Genomic DNA, 14,250 nt, shown 5'->3' with positions numbered 1-14,250 from the left:
TATGTCCGGACATATCCATCCGGACACCGGGGATTACGGGCCACGAAGATCCCGTACGGCGCGCGACCGCGGAGGACGGTCCAGAGAGGGCGCGCCGGAGAAGGTCAGAGCAGGCCGTGCCGGGGCGGCAGGGTGCCGTTGAGCAGGTAACGCCCGATGTGCTGCACCTTCCACCTGGCCGGGTCGTGCAGGGTGTGGGTCCTGGCGTCCCGCCAGAAACGGTGCAGGTTGAGGCCGTCCAGCGCGGAGCGGGTTCCGGCCAGCTCGAACAGGGCGCCGCCGATGTCGACCGCGGCGCTCGCGGCGAAGGCCTTGGCGGCGGCCACCGCGATGGACGCCTCGGCCGCGCTTTCCTCGGTGAGCCCGGCCCCCGGCGTGCCCGCGGCGTCCACGGTCCTGGCGGCCGTCGCCAGCAGCGCCTCGGCCGCGCGCAGCTGAACGCCCAGCTCACCGAAGCGCTGGATGAGCAGCGGGTCGTCGGCCGCGCTCTCGTGACCGCTCTCGAACCAGGGCCTGCTCCTGGTGCGGACGAACTCGGCGGCCTCGGCCAGGGCCGCGGCGGCGATCCCCACGTCGATGGCGGTGTGCAGCAGCTGGGCGACCGCGCCGTGCAGCTGCGGCCCCTGGAAGGTCAGGTGGTGCGGCACCACCCGGTCCGCGGGCACCTCGACCCGGTCGAGCTTGACGGTCCCGCTCGCCGTGGTGCGCTGGCCCATGCCGTCCCAGTCGTCGACGACGGTCAGCCCCCGCGCCTCGCGCGGCACGTAGGCGACGTGGAGCGTGTCGTCCTCGGCACGGGCGAGCACCGGGATCCAGTGCGCGAACAGCGCCCCGGTCGAGTAGTGCTTGACGCCGCTGAGCAGGAACGAGCCGTCCGGCGCCGGGACGAGCCTGGTACGGATGTCCTGGACGTGCCTGGTGCCCGCCTCCGACTGGGCGTTGCCGAACCTGCGTCCCGCCAGCACCTCGGCGAAGAAGAACTCCCGCTGCGCCGGGGTGCCCTGGCGGCGCAGGACGTTGACGTAGACGAAGTGGCTCTGCGGGATCTGCGCCAGGCTCGGATCGCCGGAGGCCAGCAGCCGGAAGACCTCGGCCAGTGTCTCGTGGCGGATGTCGGCGCCACCGTGGTCGGCGGGAACGGTGACGCCGAGCAGCCCGCTCGCCGAGAGCCGCTCCACCTCGGCGTGCGGGAGCTTCCTCGCCGAGTCCCGCTCGGAGGCGCCCGCGCGGAACTCGGCGGCCAGCCTCCCGGCCGTCTCCAGCGCCTCGGCGTCGTCGGTGATCACATGAGCGGTCACGGCGGGATCTCCAGGGGGTCGGTACAGGGAGAACCGGGGCGTGCCCGGTCGTGGCCGTCCGTGTCGGCCACGACCGGGCCCGCGGTCACCGGCGCGGAGGGGTCAGGAGTACCAGGTCGGCTCGGGAATCTCGCCCGTCAGGACGAAACGCCCGACCTCCCGGCGCTTGTAGGCGACCGGGTCGTGCAGGGTGTGGGTGCGGACGTTGCGCCAGAACCGGTCCAGGCCCTCGGCGCTCGTGGTCGCCCGCGCGCCGGTGACCTCGAAGATCCGGCCGGTCACCTCAAGGGAGACCTCGGTCGCCACGGCCTTGGCCGCCGCGACCCGCACCTCGAACTCCCCGCGCGCCGCCTCGGTCACCGCGTCCGGGTCGCCGTGCAGCCTCTCACCCTCCTCGGCGATCCGGTCGGCCAGCGCCTCGGCCGCCCAGAGCCTGGAGGTCAGTTCGCCGTAGGCGTCGATGACGTACGGCTCGTCCACCGCGTTGTCGTGTCCGCCGTGCAGCCAGGAACGGGACCTGGTCCTGGTGTATGTCGCGGCCGTCTCCAGGGCGCCCGCCGCTATGCCGAGGTAGAGGTTGACGAAGACGAGCTGGATCGTCGGGACGTTGAGGGTGTTGTAGACGCGGGGCTGGAACACCCGGTCCACGAAACCGGCCGCCGAGGCCCATGGGGTCCGGACGCCGTCGAGGGTGACGCTGCCGCTCTCGGTGAGCCGCTGGCCGATGTTGTCCCAGTCGTCGTGGAAGGTCAGCCCCGGGCTGTCGGAGGGCACGATCGCGAAGATGTGCGTCTGCGTCCCGTCGAGCACCCCTTCCAGGACGGTCACGTCGGAGACCTTGCTGCCCGTCGAGAAGGACTTGCGCCCGGTGAAGACCAGGTCGTCGCCGTCCTCGGTGACGACGACGTCGTTGTCGCGTGGGTTGACCGCGCCGCCGAAGAACCACCGGTTGCGCGCGGCCTCCGCCTCGACGTGCTCCCACTGCTCACGGGTGCCGACCAGCCTGGCCGCCCAGTTCCACAGGTAGTGGTAGCCGAGCAACTGGCCGACGGAGCCGTCCGCCTTGGAGATCTCACGGACGACGCGGTAGGCGGTCGGCCAGTTCTGGCCCCCGCCCCCGTGCTCGACGGGCCCGAGCAGGGTGACGAGCCCGGAGTCCTTCAGCAACCGGACCTCGGCGTACGGCGTCGCCGCGGCCTTGTCACGGGCGGCGGCGTCGGTCGAGAGCACGGCGGCCACCTCGGCGGCCCGGTCGATCCAGCCCTGCGGACTGTCGGGGAAGGGCTCTGTCTGCCAGGCGGAAGGAGTGACGGCGGTCATGACGGACCTCTCGTTCGGGCTGACGGTCGTGGGTTCGCTGTTCCGGGGGGCTGGTGGTGCGGTCAGGAGCCGAGCGTGGCGGGCTCGCTCTCCTTCCCGGGCAGCCGGGACTCCAGCTCGCGCACGAGCGGCAGCACCCGCCTGCCGAAGTACTCGACCTCCTCGTGGTAGTGCAGGAAGCCGAGCAGCAGGAGGTCGACGCCGAGCCGCCGGTAGGCGACGATGCGCTCGGCGACCTGCTCGGGGGTGCCGATCAGGCCGGTGCGGAACCCGTCGTTGTACTGGACCAGGTCCTCGAAGGTCGAGTCCTGCCACATCCCCCTGCCGTCGGCGGTCGAACGGCCCGCCTGCCTGACGGCGTCGCCGAAGTCGCGCACGGCCTCGGTGTCGGCCTTGGCGACGATCTCCCTGAGGGTCTCGCGGGCCTCGGCCTCGGTGTCGCGGGCGATGAGGAAGCCGTTGAGACCGAAGCGGGGCGGGCGGCGCCCCACGCCCTCGGCGGCGGCGCGCACGTCCGCGAGCTGCTCGGCGACGCCGTCGAAGTCCCTGCCGTTGCTGAAGTACCAGTCGGAGACCCGGCCCGCCATGGCGCGGGCGGCGGTGGAGTTGCCGCCCTGGAAGATCTCCGGGTGCGGACGGCCCGCGGAACTCAGCGGCTTCGGCTTGAGGGAGAAGTCGCGGATCCGGTAGAAGTCCCCGGCCAGCTCGGCGTGGTCCTCGGTCCAGATGGCGCGCAGGGCGCGGATGAACTCCTCTGAGCGGCGGTAACGCTCGTCGTGTTCGAGCCACGGCTCGCCGAGGGCGGTGAACTCGCCCTTGAACCAGCCGCTGACGACGTTCACCGCGAACCGGCCGCCGGAGAGGTGGTCGGCGGTCGCGCCGAACTTGGCCAGCACCCCCGGATGCCACAGGCCGGGGTGGACCGCGGCGATGACCTTCAGCCGCCGGGTGGCCAGCAGTAGGGCCAGGCTGAATCCGGTCGACTCGTGCTGGTACTCGGCGCCGTAGCCGGCGATGTAGCGGACCTGGCTCAGGGCGTAGTCGAAGCCGTTCTCCTCGGCGAGGACGGCCAGGTCACGGTTGTACTCGTAGCTCCAGTCGGTGCGTTGTTCGATCCGGCTGGTGACCAGGCCGCCGCTGACGTTCGGCACCCAGTAGGCGAATCGCACGGGTTCTGTGGAGGGTGGTGCGGACATCGAAAGGCTCCCGGCACATGGAGGGAGGGCATGACGGAGAAAACCGGGTGGTCGTCGTTCACGGCATGGGGAAATACCGTTCACGACGGACGGGAAAAGAGGATCGGGAAATTGGCATGGCGAATTCACATGCGATGCCGTACCGCTTGGAAGGGGAATTCCGAAGGCGGTTGGGAAGAGGGGCGACGCTGTGAACGCCGGGCAGAGAAAGAGGGAAACACCTGGTGGGAGGGGGTGAGAGGGGGAAGGGCTCTCAGGACTGGGGACGACAGATGGCGCTGGAGACGCGGGCGAGATCGACGTGCCGCCGCCGCGTCAGGGCCTGTCGCTTCGTCATGCGAGTAAGAGTAGCCGAGTCGTCACCGGCAGTCGAGAAGCTGTTTGTTTTTTCTCTCCTGTGTTTTTTGTTAATTTCGGCGAAACACGTGTGACGACCGGGCTCGGGGCGGGGCCGTCACAAGAAGTTGGCGAAGCCGTGTTTGGTCACACGGGCATCGGGTACCGGGGACGGCTGTGGCTGAAGTGGCCGATGTGACAGCCGAAGGAAAGTTTCGTAAACATTCAAGACATGCACGATTTGTGGTCTAGGCTCCAACGCCTGTGTGGGCAAGGAGCGGGCACAGAGCGGGCACAGACCTCCTCCGGCGGCTCCCGCCGGAGGCAGGACCGGCGCGTGCCCATGTCACAGATCGCGTCGCGGACCACGGGCCCGCGATGGATGGGAGCGATGTCGAGTTGATGGACCAGTACACGCCGCGCGGCGGCCTGGACGACGGGGACCACCTCCCCGGTTCGAGGGGGGAACACGTGCTCCAGCTCCTGTTCGCCACCCGCGACAGGGCGAAGAGGTTCTACGAACGCCAGGTCACCGACCGGCTGACGCCGCGGATGAGGGAGTTCGTGGCCCGCCAGGAGATGGTCTTCGTGGGTACGGCCGACGCCTCGGGAAACTGCGACACGACCTTCCGCGCCGGCCCTCCCGGATTCGTCAGGGTCCTCGACGAGACCACGCTCGCCTACCCGGAGTTCCGCGGCAACGGCGTGCTCGCCAGCCTCGGCAACATCATGGAGAATCCGCACCTCAGCCTGTTGTTCGTCGACTTCTTCGAGGAACTCGTCGGGCTGCACGTCAACGGTTCGGCGACCATCGTCACCGCCTACGACGCGGCCCGCCGTCACGGCCTGGCCGACGAGGACATGACGGCCCCGGGCCGCAGGGCCGAGCGCTGGGTCAGGATCGAGGTCGAGGAGGCCTACATCCACTGCTCGAAGCACATCCCGCTGCTGGCCAGGCAGGAACGCGGAGGCCGGCACGGAGCGCGGCGCAGACCGGCGGGGGAGGACCACTTCGGCGTCGGCCGCCGTGGGGAGCGGCCCGTCGAAAGGGAGAGATCCGTCGACAGAGGGCTGCCCGCCGAGAGGGAGTGGCCCGCCGAGAGGGAAAGGGAAAAGGCGGGGAAGCCGGCCGGGTGACGACATGATGATCGACATCGGGCTGATCCGCCACAGCTGGCTGCTCGTCGCCCCCGTGGCCGAGAAGGTCACCATGCACTTCTACGGCAGGCTCTTCTCCGAGTATCCGCAGGTGAGAGAGATGTTCCCGCCCGCGATGGACGTGCAGCGCGACCGGCTGCTCAAGGCGCTGACCCAGGTGGTGCTCAGCCTGGAGAACGGTGAGCCGCTCGACGACTACCTCGGCCAGCTCGCCAGGGACCACCGCAAGTACGGCGTGCGCCCCGAGCACTACCCCGCGCTGGGCCACTGCCTGGTGGCCGCGATGCGGGCCAACGCCCACGGCGCCTGGCTGCCCGCCTACGACGAGGCGTGGATGAACGCCTACCGTTACGTCGCCGAGGTGATGATCCAGGCCGCGGAACAGGACGCCGTCCACGCGCCGCCCTCCTGGATCGGCACGGTCGTCTCGCACGAGATGCGCACCCGGGACATCGCCGTGATCAACGTCGAGCCCGACCAGCCCTACCCCTTCAGGGCGGGTCAGTACGCCACCCTGCAGACCGGGCAGTGGCCCAAGGTGTGGCGGCCGTACTCGATCGCCAACGCGCCCAGGCACGACAACCGCCTGTCCTTCCACGTGCGGGCCGTGCCGGGCGGATGGGTCAGCACGGCGCTGGTCCGGCACACCCAGCCCGGCGACATCGTCCTGATCGGCCCGCCGAGGGGGACGTTCTCGCTGAACGACGCGCGCACCCCGCACCTGGTGTTCCTGGCGGGCGGCACCGGCCTCGCCCCGCTCAAGGCGCTCGTCGAAGAGTCGGCGTGGTCGCCGGAGCGTCCCTCCATCGACCTCTTCCACGGCGTACGGCACAGCTCCGAGGCCTACGACATGCACGACCTGCGGCGCCTGCGGGCGCAGCACAAGCGTCTGCGGATCATCCAGGCCGTCTCCGACGAACCCGAGCACTGGCCGAGGCACACCGCGGTCGACGCCCTCGAATACCACCGGGTCATCCCCGACGGGGACGTCTACGTGTGCGGCTCGCCGGAGATGGTGCGTCACACGACCGCGCGGCTGCTGGCCATGGGGGTGCGCGGTGAGCGCGTGCACAGCGAGTTCAGCGGGGAGGCCCCCAGCTTCGTGCCCTCATGACACACGGTCAAGGGCGGTGAGGGTCGTCTCGCGCGGATAGGGCGACAGCCGTACGGCGTGCTCCCGGTCCAGCTCGCCCGAGGCGACCCGGCGGCAGAGGTCGGCGACGGCGGCGATCTCCGCGCGCTGGGCGACGACGAACCCGCGCCCGACCGGGTCGCCGTGGCCGGGAACGACCGTCGTCGCCGCCGTGGTCCCGGGCAGCCCGAGCAGTCCGTCGAGGGCGGCGGGCCATGCCAGGGGAGCGGCGTCCTCGTAGTCGGGCGGCGCGCCGTTCTCCACCAGGTCACCGGCGAAGACCACGTCCGCGTCCGGCACGTGGACCACGAGGTCGTTGCCGGAGTGGCCGGGACCGAAGTGGGCCAGCACGACCCTCCTGCCTCCGGCGACGAGTTCGCCCCCCGAGCTCACCAGGCGGTCGGGCAGCGCGATCTCCGTGCCCGCGATGTCGTCGGCGATGTCGTCCCGCCCCTGGTCGCGGTACCACCGCGCCCAGGTGTCCCTGGCCGCGCAACCGTTCGCCACCAGGTCGCCACGGCAGGCCTCGTGCGCCCAGACGGGGCAGTCGAGGAAGGCGCCCGTGCCGAAGCTGTGGTCGAAGTGCGAGTGGGTGATCACCACCGTCCACGGATCCGGGGTGATCCTCCGTACCTCGGCGGCCAGTTCTGCGCCCTGCCGGGCGTCGCCCCGCGTGTCGACCACCAGGCAGCCACCGTCGCCGAGGACCAGCCCGACGGACAGGTCGAGCTCACTGTGCCGCCGCACCAGCACCCGGTCGGCGACCTCGATCCAATGTCCCTCCACGGACGGCATTCTCCCGTACGGCCCGCGCGGCCGGGCCGTACGGGAGGCTCATTTGTGCAGCATCACCCAGATGCCGAGGGCGACACCGCTCACGACGACCAGGAAACCGGCCACCGCGACGACCCAGCCGAGGGGACGTCCGCCGCCTCCGGCCGAGGTGGGCCGGGCGGCGGCCAGACCGGCCAGGGCGACGGAGAAGACCGCGACGAGCCCCGCGCCACCGGCCAGGGCGGCGACCAGGACCCGCCACAGGGCGTCGGGGTCGAGGTAGGCGTTCATCACACGGCCTCCTTGACCGGGGCGGGGGTGCGTCCGGTCCACTCGTCGTTGACGTTGGCGGCGTTCACCGTGCTGCGGCGGGAGGCGAGGTAGAGGCCGAGGCCGCCGAGCAGCGCGAGCAGGAAGACGACGGTCACCCCGCCCGCCCCGCCGATGAGGTCGGCGCCCTTCCACGCGACGGCGCCGACCAGGGCGGCGGCGGGCAGCGTCAGCAGCCACGCGGTGGCCATCTGACCGGCCACGTTCCAGCGCACCTCGGCCAGCCGCTTGCCGAGGCCGGAGCCGATCACCGACCCGGCGCACACGTGCGTCGTGGACAGCGGGAAGCCGAAGTGGGAGGAGGCGAAGATGACCGCCGCCGAGGACCCCTCCGCGGCGAAGCCCTGCGGCGTCTCGATCTCGGTGAGCCCCTTGCCGAGGGTACGGATGATCCGCCAGCCGCCGAGGTAGGTGCCCAGGGCGATGGCGCTCGCACTGCAGACGATCACCCACAGCGGCGGTCCCGCGTCCTTGCCGAGGGTGCCGTTGGCGATCAGGGCGAGGGTGATGATGCCCATGGTCTTCTGGGCGTCGTTGGTGCCGTGGGCGAGCGAGACGAGTGAGGCCGACCCGATCTGGCCGATCCTGAACCCTCTGCCGCGGATGTCCTCGGGAACGTTCCTGGTGATGACGTAGACCAGGAAGGTACCGATGGTCGCGACCAGGATGGCGGCCAGCGGCGCCAGGACGGCGGGGATCAGCACCTTGGAGACGATGCCGACCGCCTTCACGGCCGAGGGGCCCGCGGCGATCAGCGTCGCCCCGACGACTCCGCCGATCAGCGCGTGGGAGGAACTGGAGGGGATGCCGAAGTACCAGGTGAGGAGGTTCCAGGCCAGACCGCCCACGAGTCCGGCGAAGACGACGGTGAGGGTGATGGCTCCGGCCTCGACGATGCCGGTCGCGATGGTCGCCGCGACGGCCAGGGAGAGGAAGGCGCCGAGGAAGTTGAGGATCGCCGAGAGCGCGACGGCGATCTTGGGGCGCAGGGCGCCGGTGGCGATGGAGGTCGCCATCGCGTTGGCCGTGTCGTGGAATCCGTTGGTGAAGTCGAAGGCCAGGGCGGTGGCCACCACGACTCCCAGCAGTACGGTGTTGGAGTCCATAACAGCTGTATTGACCTTTTAGGCAGCAATGACCCTTAAAGTCCGGCCTTAACTGGAAAATTCATTCTTTATATGCCTGCTTGTCCACGGGCCATGGAGGTCAGCCGCGCAGGTAGGTCACCACGGCCAGGACTCTGCGGTGGTCGTCCTCGGCGGGCGGCAGGTCGAGCTTGGTCAGGATGCTCCCGATGTGCTTGCCGACGGCGGCCTCGGAGATCACCAGCCCCCTGGCGATGGCCGCGTTGGAACGGCCCTCCGCCATCAGGGCCAGCACCTCCCGCTCACGCGGGGAGAGCCTGCCGAGCGGGTCACGGCGGCGGCGCAGCAACTGCCTGACCACCTCGGGGTCGACGACCGTGCCGCCGGAGGCGACGCCGTGCAGCGCGTCCACGAACTCCTCGACGTCGCCGACCCGGTCCTTGAGGAGATAGCCGACCCCGGTCCCGTCGCCGGAGTCGAGCAGCTCGCTGGCGTAGGTCTGCTCGACGTACTGGCTCAGCACCAGGACGGGCAGGCGGGGGTCGGCGGCGCGCAGCGCGACCGCGGCCCGCAGTCCCTCGTCGGTGAAGCCGGGTGGCATCCGCACGTCGGTGACCACGACGTCAGGGGTGTGCGCCCGTACCGCCTCGACGAGGCCGTCGGCGTCGCCGACCGAGGCGACCACCCGGTGCCCGAAGCGGGTCAGCAGCCCGGCGAGCCCCTCACGCAGCAGGACGCCGTCCTCGGCGAGGACTATGTCGAGGGGTCGGTCGGTACGCAAGGGATCTCCACACGTAGCAGGGTAGGGCCCCCGGCGGGGCTGGAGAGCATGAGCCTGCCGTCGACGACGGAGACGCGGTCGGCCAGACCGGCCAGGCCGCTGCCCCTGGCGGGGTCGGCGCCGCCCCGGCCGTCGTCGACGACCTCGACCACCAGGAGGCCGCCGTCGAGACGGCCCTCGACCCGGGCGTGGGCGGCGCCGCTGTGCCTGGCCACGTTGGCCAGCGCCTCGGAGACCACGAAGTAGGCGACCGACTCGACGGCCTCGGGCAGGCGCGGCAGCGTGACCGAGACGTCGACGGGTATCGGCGACCGGTCGGCCACGTCGGCGACGGCGGCGGGCAGGCCCCGGTCGGTGAGGATCTGCGGATGGATGCCCCTGATCAGGTCGCGGATCTCGGCCAGGGCCAGTTTCGCCTGGCCGTGGGCCCGTGCGACCAGCTCGGCGGTCTCCTCGCCCTCCGTCAGCCTGGCCATGCCGAGCGTCATGGTCAGCGCGACCAGCCGTTGCTGCGCGCCGTCGTGCAGGTCGCGTTCGATCCGGCGCCGCTCCGACTCGAAGGCCGCGACCAGCCGGGTCCTCGACCGGGTGATCTCGGCGAGCCGCCGTCCCGCGTCGATCTCCTTCGGCGACAGCATCGCCCTGGCCAGCGCGCCGTGGGCCAGGGCGAGCAGCGTCAGCGGGTACAGGGCCAGCAGGAGCCAGAGCGAGCCGATGGCGAGCGCGGCCATCGCTGACAGGTCGTTGTCGACCAGCCAGAACCTCAGCACCCTGACGTCTCCCGTCTGCGAGCGCAGGGCGGGGGTCAGGACCATCGTGGCGGGCATGCCCAGGCCGAAGGTCACCGCCAGCAGCTCGATCGGCCACAGCACCGTGACCATCAGGACCAGGTAGCCGAGCTCCCGCCAGGTGGCCTGTTCCCGCAGCCGCAACCGCAGCCACGCGACGACCCCCGAGGACTCCGCGGCGCGGTGCGGGGTCGGGGCCGGGTCCGGGTCGATGATCCGCAGCCTGCGGCGTTCGAGCGCGGCCACGGGTATGCCGCCGAGGACGAGCACGAGCAGCAGCGGCACGCCGATCAGCACCGCGGCCAGGACGGTCCCGGTGAACAGGCCCAGCAGGAAGACCACCAGGACGACCTCGCCGACGAGCACGCCGGTGACCAGGTAGGCGAGCGAACGCCACGGCCAGGAGGTCAGCACCAGGTCCCACCGGGTGAGGGCCCGCCACGCCGCCGATGACTGCATCCGACGACACTACGTCCCCGGAGCGGAGGCCCCCAGGAGAGCAACCCCACTTATAGGGGTATAGCCAGATATACCCGGAAAACTAGGCTTTGGCGTCCTGTGTCCACGACCCCGGCGACGGTGTCATGGGGGCCATGAACCAGACAGCCGTACGCCCGGACCTGCGGGCCTTCATGTCGGCCGCGCTGCGCAGACAGCACGTCGTCGGCGCGATCGCGCCGAGTTCCCCCGTCCTGGGCAGGGCGCTCAGCGCGGTGGTCCCCACGGGGAACGCGTCGGTCGTGGTCGAGCTCGGCCCCGGCACCGGCCCGATCAGCGAGGTCATCCACGCGCGGCTGGCCCCCGGCTCCCGCCACCTGGCCGTCGAGATCGACCCCGACCTCGCCGCGCACCTGCGCAGGACCAGGCCGTGGATGGAGACCCTGTACGGCGACGCCGCCGACCTGGGCACCCTGCTGGCCAAGGCGGGGGTCGAGCGGGTGGACGCGGTCGTCAGCACGCTGCCGTGGTCGTTCTTCCCCGGTGACGTGCAGGAGCGCATCCTCGGCCAGATCAGCGGGGCCCTCGCCCCGGGCGGGGCGTTCACGACCGTGACCTACCTGCACGCGCTGCCGCTGGCCGGGGCGAGGGCGCTGCGCCGGCGGCTGCGCGCGGTCTTCGACGAGGTGCTGATCACCGGGCCCGTCTGGCGGAACATCCCGCCGGGGATCGCGTACGTGTGCCGCAGGCCGGTCGACGCGGCCCCCTGAACGTCAGGCCAGCACGCGGCCGACCATCCGGGCGTACATCCGCCCCGGGCTGGGCGCCGAGGGCGGGTTGAGGAAGCCGGGAAGCATCGGCGGGTTCACGGCGAAGGGCTGCAGCCGTTCGTAGAGGACGTCGGCCCCTGGGGGGCGCCGTTCGGGGTCCTTCTCCAGCAGGTCCTGGATCAGCCGGTTCAGCTCGGCGGGGACGCCGCCGACGGGGGGCGGGCGCTCCTTCACCTGGCGCTCGAACACGGCGTACTCCGTCGGGCCGGTGAACAACTGCTCGCCCGTCAGCATCTCGTGGATCACACAGCCCAGGGCGTACAGGTCGCTGCGGGGCCCGACGATCCCGCTCTGGATCTGCTCGGGGGCCATGTAGGCGGGCGTCCCGAGGATCTGCCCAACCCGGGTGAACTGGGCCGAACCGGTCTCACGGAGCACGGCCAGCCCGAAGTCCAGCACCTTGACGCTGCCGTCGGGGCAGAGCATCAGATTGGTCGGCTTGAGGTCGCGGTGGTAGATGCTCAGCGCGTGGGCCGCGACCAGCACCGCGCAGGCCTGCGCGGCTATCGTGGCGGCCCAGGGAACCGGCAGCGGGCCGTGCTCGCTGAGCAGGTCGGCCACGGTGACGCCCGCGATGAACTGCATCACCTGGAACAGCCGGTGGTCGAAGGTGCCGAAGTCGTACAGGACGGGCGCGCCGGGATGCTCCAGCCTGGCCAGGATGCGCGCCTCACGCAGGAAGCGCCGCTTCATCTCCTCGTCGGGCCCCGTGACGAGCCGCAGGAACTTCACGGCGACCCTGCGGTCGAGATGCCTGTCGTGCCCCGCGTAGACGGCGCTCATGCCGCCCTGGCCGAGCGGGAGGTCGTCGAGCACGTACCGGTCGCCGATGACCATCCGGTCCTCCAAGCCCGCGGAACATCACACTCCTTGGTCGCACGGCCGCAGATGACCGTCGACCAGTCCGTCAAAGCCTAACCGGATCAAGGTTTCCCCCAGCGCCGCCGTCTCGCGCAATCTGTCCTCAAGGGCGAACAGCTCACGGAAGGCGGCGCCGTAACGGCGCTGCTCAACCAGGGGAAGCATCGGCACCCTGGCTCGCCGTACGTCGAGGCGGCTTGAGCTGGGATGGATTCGCGCCGCGTCCGCCGAACGGAGGAAACCGGCGAGGAAGTCCGCGTCGAGCCGCCCGGGATCGACCCGGTAGAGCGTGAGCTGCGGGCCGAGCGCGGCCCCGCCGTGCGTGACCACCCGCACCGCGCCCATGACGGTCGTCACGACGTCTCCGGGCGTGACCATGACCGGCGCCGGGTCAGGGGTCGTCCTGCCGGAGGGGGCGGTGCCCAGAGCGGCGTCCTCCGCGGTCAGCACCGGCAGCGGGCCCTTCTCGACGGACATCTTCGGCGGGGCCTGCAGGATCGTGATCAGGCCCGCCTTGACCAGCTCGCCCACGGTGGTCGTCGGCAGGTCCTGCCGTTCGGTGAGCGGTTCGAGGGCGAAGGGCGCGCCGGAGAGCCTCGCCGAGGTGCCCCTGAAGCGGTCGAGCGCCCCGGTGAAGTCACGCAGGAAGTCGGGGCCGCCCTGCTGGGGGCGGACGCGCGCCAGGCTGAGGTCCACCTCGTCGTCCAGCAGGTCGATGATCCGCACCGTACGGCTCTCGCCGGTCATCTCGGCCTCTGGGTCGTCGCAGTAGGCCCGCCAGGCGGGTTCGACGACCGACAGGTTCTCACTGGCGTCGACCACCAGGAGCTGGGAGGGGGGCCTCTCCCCGTCGGGACGGCGCAGCAGCCACAGGTCGGGGCCGCCCGCGCCCAGCGTGACCACCGCACGCAGCGCCCCGGCGCGCAGCAGGTTGCCCCTGATCCGCTTGCCGGGACGGCGGCTCGCCGCGGCGGCGGGCATCAGGATCGCCACCAGGCCGCCGGGCCGTACGCGGGCGAGGCAGTGCTGCACCCAGGCCAGCTCGGACTCCCCGCGCGGCGGCAGGCCGTACTCCCAGCGGGGGTCGCCGGTGAGCTCCTCGTAACCCCAGGCGCGCTCGTTGAACGGCGGGTCGCAGACCACGGCGTCGGCGGGCTCGTCCGACAGGCCGTCCTCGCGGAGCGAGTCACCCGCGACGATCCGCGCCCTCGTCCCCCGCAGCAGCAGCCTGACCGCGGTGAGCAGCGCGTTCGTCTCGTTGATCTCCTGGCCGAGGGCGTTCTCCGCATGCAGCAGAAGGGTCCCGACCCCGCAGGCCGGGTCCAGCACCGTTCCGCCGTCCTGCACGGCCAGCCGGTGCATGAGCGCGGCGACGTCGTCCCTGGTGACCGAGAGCCTGCGGGAGTGGGCCTCGACGTAGCGCTCGCAGAGGAACTCGAAGGCGGGCAGCGGCCCGAGCTCGGCGGCCAGCTCGGCGACCAGGCGCAGCAGCGCGGGGTCGTCGACGCGTGCCGGGGTGCCGGGCAGGTCGGCGGTCACCTCGGCGATCCGGGACAAAGCGCGTCTGCCCTGCTCACGCCAGGCCCGAGGCTCACGGTGCAGGAACAACAGGAAGGCCCCGGCGCCGCCGACCAGGTCGCCGAGGCGCAGGTCGTCGGCCGAGGTGCGCAGCCGCTGCCAGACCAGGTCACCGAGGGAGACCTCGAAGGTCTTGCCGTTACGGCGCAACCAAGCGGCGATCTCGGGCAGGGAGTAGAGCGGGCTGGAGGTGGTTCCGCCGACCGGCTGGGGGAAGTCGTCGTGGCGGCGGCGCCAGTTGCTGACCGCGGCACGGCCGACGGAGGCGAGCCGGGCGATGTCGCCCGCGTTCACCGTGATCTCCTGGCTCTCCTCCATACTGGGCCAGAGTAGTTCACTGTGCCG

14 protein-coding genes are annotated in these 14,250 nt (G+C 71.3%); 3 read left to right on the top strand and 11 right to left on the bottom strand.

Going from position 1 to position 14,250, the window contains the following annotated elements:
• Positions 1–104 precede the first annotated feature (104 nt).
• From ACFOYY_RS26965 to ACFOYY_RS26950, 4 genes are all read right to left on the bottom strand, one after another.
• The gene (locus ACFOYY_RS26965) at positions 105–1,298 is read right to left on the bottom strand and encodes an SfnB family sulfur acquisition oxidoreductase (protein WP_386193151.1); all 1,194 of its coding nucleotides are present in this window, start codon (positions 1,296–1,298) and stop codon (positions 105–107) included.
• A 102-nt stretch (positions 1,299–1,400) separates the two neighbouring features.
• Positions 1,401–2,618 (bottom strand): acyl-CoA dehydrogenase family protein, encoded by a 1,218-nt coding sequence (locus tag ACFOYY_RS26960; protein WP_362777213.1) that lies wholly within the window; start codon positions 2,616–2,618, stop codon positions 1,401–1,403.
• Positions 2,619–2,680: 62 nt separating this feature from the next.
• The gene (sfnG, locus tag ACFOYY_RS26955) at positions 2,681–3,814 is read right to left on the bottom strand and encodes a dimethylsulfone monooxygenase SfnG (RefSeq protein ID WP_352009742.1); all 1,134 of its coding nucleotides are present in this window, start codon (positions 3,812–3,814) and stop codon (positions 2,681–2,683) included.
• A 253-nt stretch (positions 3,815–4,067) separates the two neighbouring features.
• Positions 4,068–4,151: a putative leader peptide gene (locus ACFOYY_RS26950; protein ID WP_352001415.1), complete on the bottom strand. Its 84-nt coding sequence runs from the start codon at positions 4,149–4,151 to the stop codon at positions 4,068–4,070.
• Between the two features lie 401 nt (positions 4,152–4,552).
• On the opposite strand from ACFOYY_RS26950, the gene ACFOYY_RS26945 reads away from it, so the two are divergent.
• Both ACFOYY_RS26945 and ACFOYY_RS26940 read left to right on the top strand, forming a co-directional pair.
• Positions 4,553–5,287: a pyridoxamine 5'-phosphate oxidase family protein gene (locus ACFOYY_RS26945; protein ID WP_386194072.1), complete on the top strand. Its 735-nt coding sequence runs from the start codon at positions 4,553–4,555 to the stop codon at positions 5,285–5,287.
• A 4-nt stretch (positions 5,288–5,291) separates the two neighbouring features.
• Positions 5,292–6,422: a globin domain-containing protein gene (locus ACFOYY_RS26940; RefSeq protein ID WP_352009740.1), complete on the top strand. Its 1,131-nt coding sequence runs from the start codon at positions 5,292–5,294 to the stop codon at positions 6,420–6,422.
• On the opposite strand, the gene ACFOYY_RS26935 is transcribed toward ACFOYY_RS26940, so the two are convergent.
• From ACFOYY_RS26935 to ACFOYY_RS26915, 5 genes are all read right to left on the bottom strand, one after another.
• A complete protein-coding gene (locus tag ACFOYY_RS26935) occupies positions 6,417–7,235 on the bottom strand; it encodes an MBL fold metallo-hydrolase (RefSeq protein ID WP_386193146.1) in 819 nt (272 codons plus the stop codon). The genes ACFOYY_RS26940 and ACFOYY_RS26935 overlap by 6 nt on opposite strands.
• A gap of 39 nt (positions 7,236–7,274) precedes the next feature.
• Positions 7,275–7,505 carry a hypothetical protein gene (locus ACFOYY_RS26930; RefSeq protein WP_386193144.1) on the bottom strand — a complete coding sequence of 77 codons (231 nt, stop codon included), beginning with the start codon at positions 7,503–7,505 and terminating at the stop codon, positions 7,275–7,277.
• Complete coding sequence (locus ACFOYY_RS26925) at positions 7,505–8,650, bottom strand: inorganic phosphate transporter (RefSeq protein WP_362909943.1); 1,146 nt, start codon at positions 8,648–8,650, stop codon at positions 7,505–7,507. Before ACFOYY_RS26925 ends, ACFOYY_RS26930 begins: the two co-directional genes overlap by 1 nt.
• Positions 8,651–8,750: 100 nt before the next feature.
• Positions 8,751–9,410, bottom strand: a complete 660-nt coding sequence (locus ACFOYY_RS26920; RefSeq protein WP_362777202.1) for a response regulator transcription factor — start codon at positions 9,408–9,410, stop codon at positions 8,751–8,753.
• On the bottom strand, positions 9,383–10,657 hold the full coding sequence (locus tag ACFOYY_RS26915; protein ID WP_386193140.1) for a sensor histidine kinase: 1,275 nt from the start codon (positions 10,655–10,657) through the stop codon (positions 9,383–9,385). The genes ACFOYY_RS26920 and ACFOYY_RS26915 overlap by 28 nt, the downstream gene beginning before the upstream one ends.
• Before the next feature lie 134 nt (positions 10,658–10,791).
• On the opposite strand from ACFOYY_RS26915, the gene ACFOYY_RS26910 reads away from it, so the two are divergent.
• Positions 10,792–11,406, top strand: a complete 615-nt coding sequence (locus ACFOYY_RS26910; protein ID WP_352009734.1) for a class I SAM-dependent methyltransferase — start codon at positions 10,792–10,794, stop codon at positions 11,404–11,406.
• 3 nt (positions 11,407–11,409) lie between these two features.
• On the opposite strand, the gene ACFOYY_RS26905 is transcribed toward ACFOYY_RS26910, so the two are convergent.
• Entirely contained in the window at positions 11,410–12,303 is an 894-nt protein-coding gene (locus ACFOYY_RS26905) for a serine/threonine-protein kinase (protein ID WP_352009733.1), read from the bottom strand.
• A 24-nt stretch (positions 12,304–12,327) separates the two neighbouring features.
• A complete protein-coding gene (locus ACFOYY_RS26900) occupies positions 12,328–14,223 on the bottom strand; it encodes an N-6 DNA methylase (RefSeq protein WP_386193136.1) in 1,896 nt (631 codons plus the stop codon).
• Positions 14,224–14,250 lie beyond the last annotated feature (27 nt).

The organism is Streptosporangium jomthongense (assembly GCF_042650425.1).
Classification (GTDB): Bacteria; Actinomycetota; Actinomycetes; order Streptosporangiales; family Streptosporangiaceae; genus Streptosporangium.
This window is presented reverse-complemented; position numbering and strand designations above follow the sequence as displayed.

Coding starts and splice junctions, on each gene's coding strand:
- ACFOYY_RS26960 (WP_362777213.1), bottom strand. CDS start 2,618: ATGACCGCCGTCACTCCTTCCGCCTGGCAGACAGAGCCCTTCCCCGAC.
- sfnG (WP_352009742.1), bottom strand. CDS start 3,814: ATGTCCGCACCACCCTCCACAGAACCCGTGCGATTCGCCTACTGGGTG.
- ACFOYY_RS26950 (WP_352001415.1), bottom strand. CDS start 4,151: ATGACGAAGCGACAGGCCCTGACGCGGCGGCGGCACGTCGATCTCGCC.
- ACFOYY_RS26945 (WP_386194072.1), top strand. CDS start 4,553: ATGGACCAGTACACGCCGCGCGGCGGCCTGGACGACGGGGACCACCTC.
- ACFOYY_RS26940 (WP_352009740.1), top strand. CDS start 5,292: ATGATGATCGACATCGGGCTGATCCGCCACAGCTGGCTGCTCGTCGCC.
- ACFOYY_RS26935 (WP_386193146.1), bottom strand. CDS start 7,235: ATGCCGTCCGTGGAGGGACATTGGATCGAGGTCGCCGACCGGGTGCTG.
- ACFOYY_RS26930 (WP_386193144.1), bottom strand. CDS start 7,505: ATGAACGCCTACCTCGACCCCGACGCCCTGTGGCGGGTCCTGGTCGCC.
- ACFOYY_RS26925 (WP_362909943.1), bottom strand. CDS start 8,650: ATGGACTCCAACACCGTACTGCTGGGAGTCGTGGTGGCCACCGCCCTG.
- ACFOYY_RS26915 (WP_386193140.1), bottom strand. CDS start 10,657: ATGCAGTCATCGGCGGCGTGGCGGGCCCTCACCCGGTGGGACCTGGTG.
- ACFOYY_RS26910 (WP_352009734.1), top strand. CDS start 10,792: ATGAACCAGACAGCCGTACGCCCGGACCTGCGGGCCTTCATGTCGGCC.
- ACFOYY_RS26905 (WP_352009733.1), bottom strand. CDS start 12,303: ATGGTCATCGGCGACCGGTACGTGCTCGACGACCTCCCGCTCGGCCAG.
- ACFOYY_RS26900 (WP_386193136.1), bottom strand. CDS start 14,223: ATGGAGGAGAGCCAGGAGATCACGGTGAACGCGGGCGACATCGCCCGG.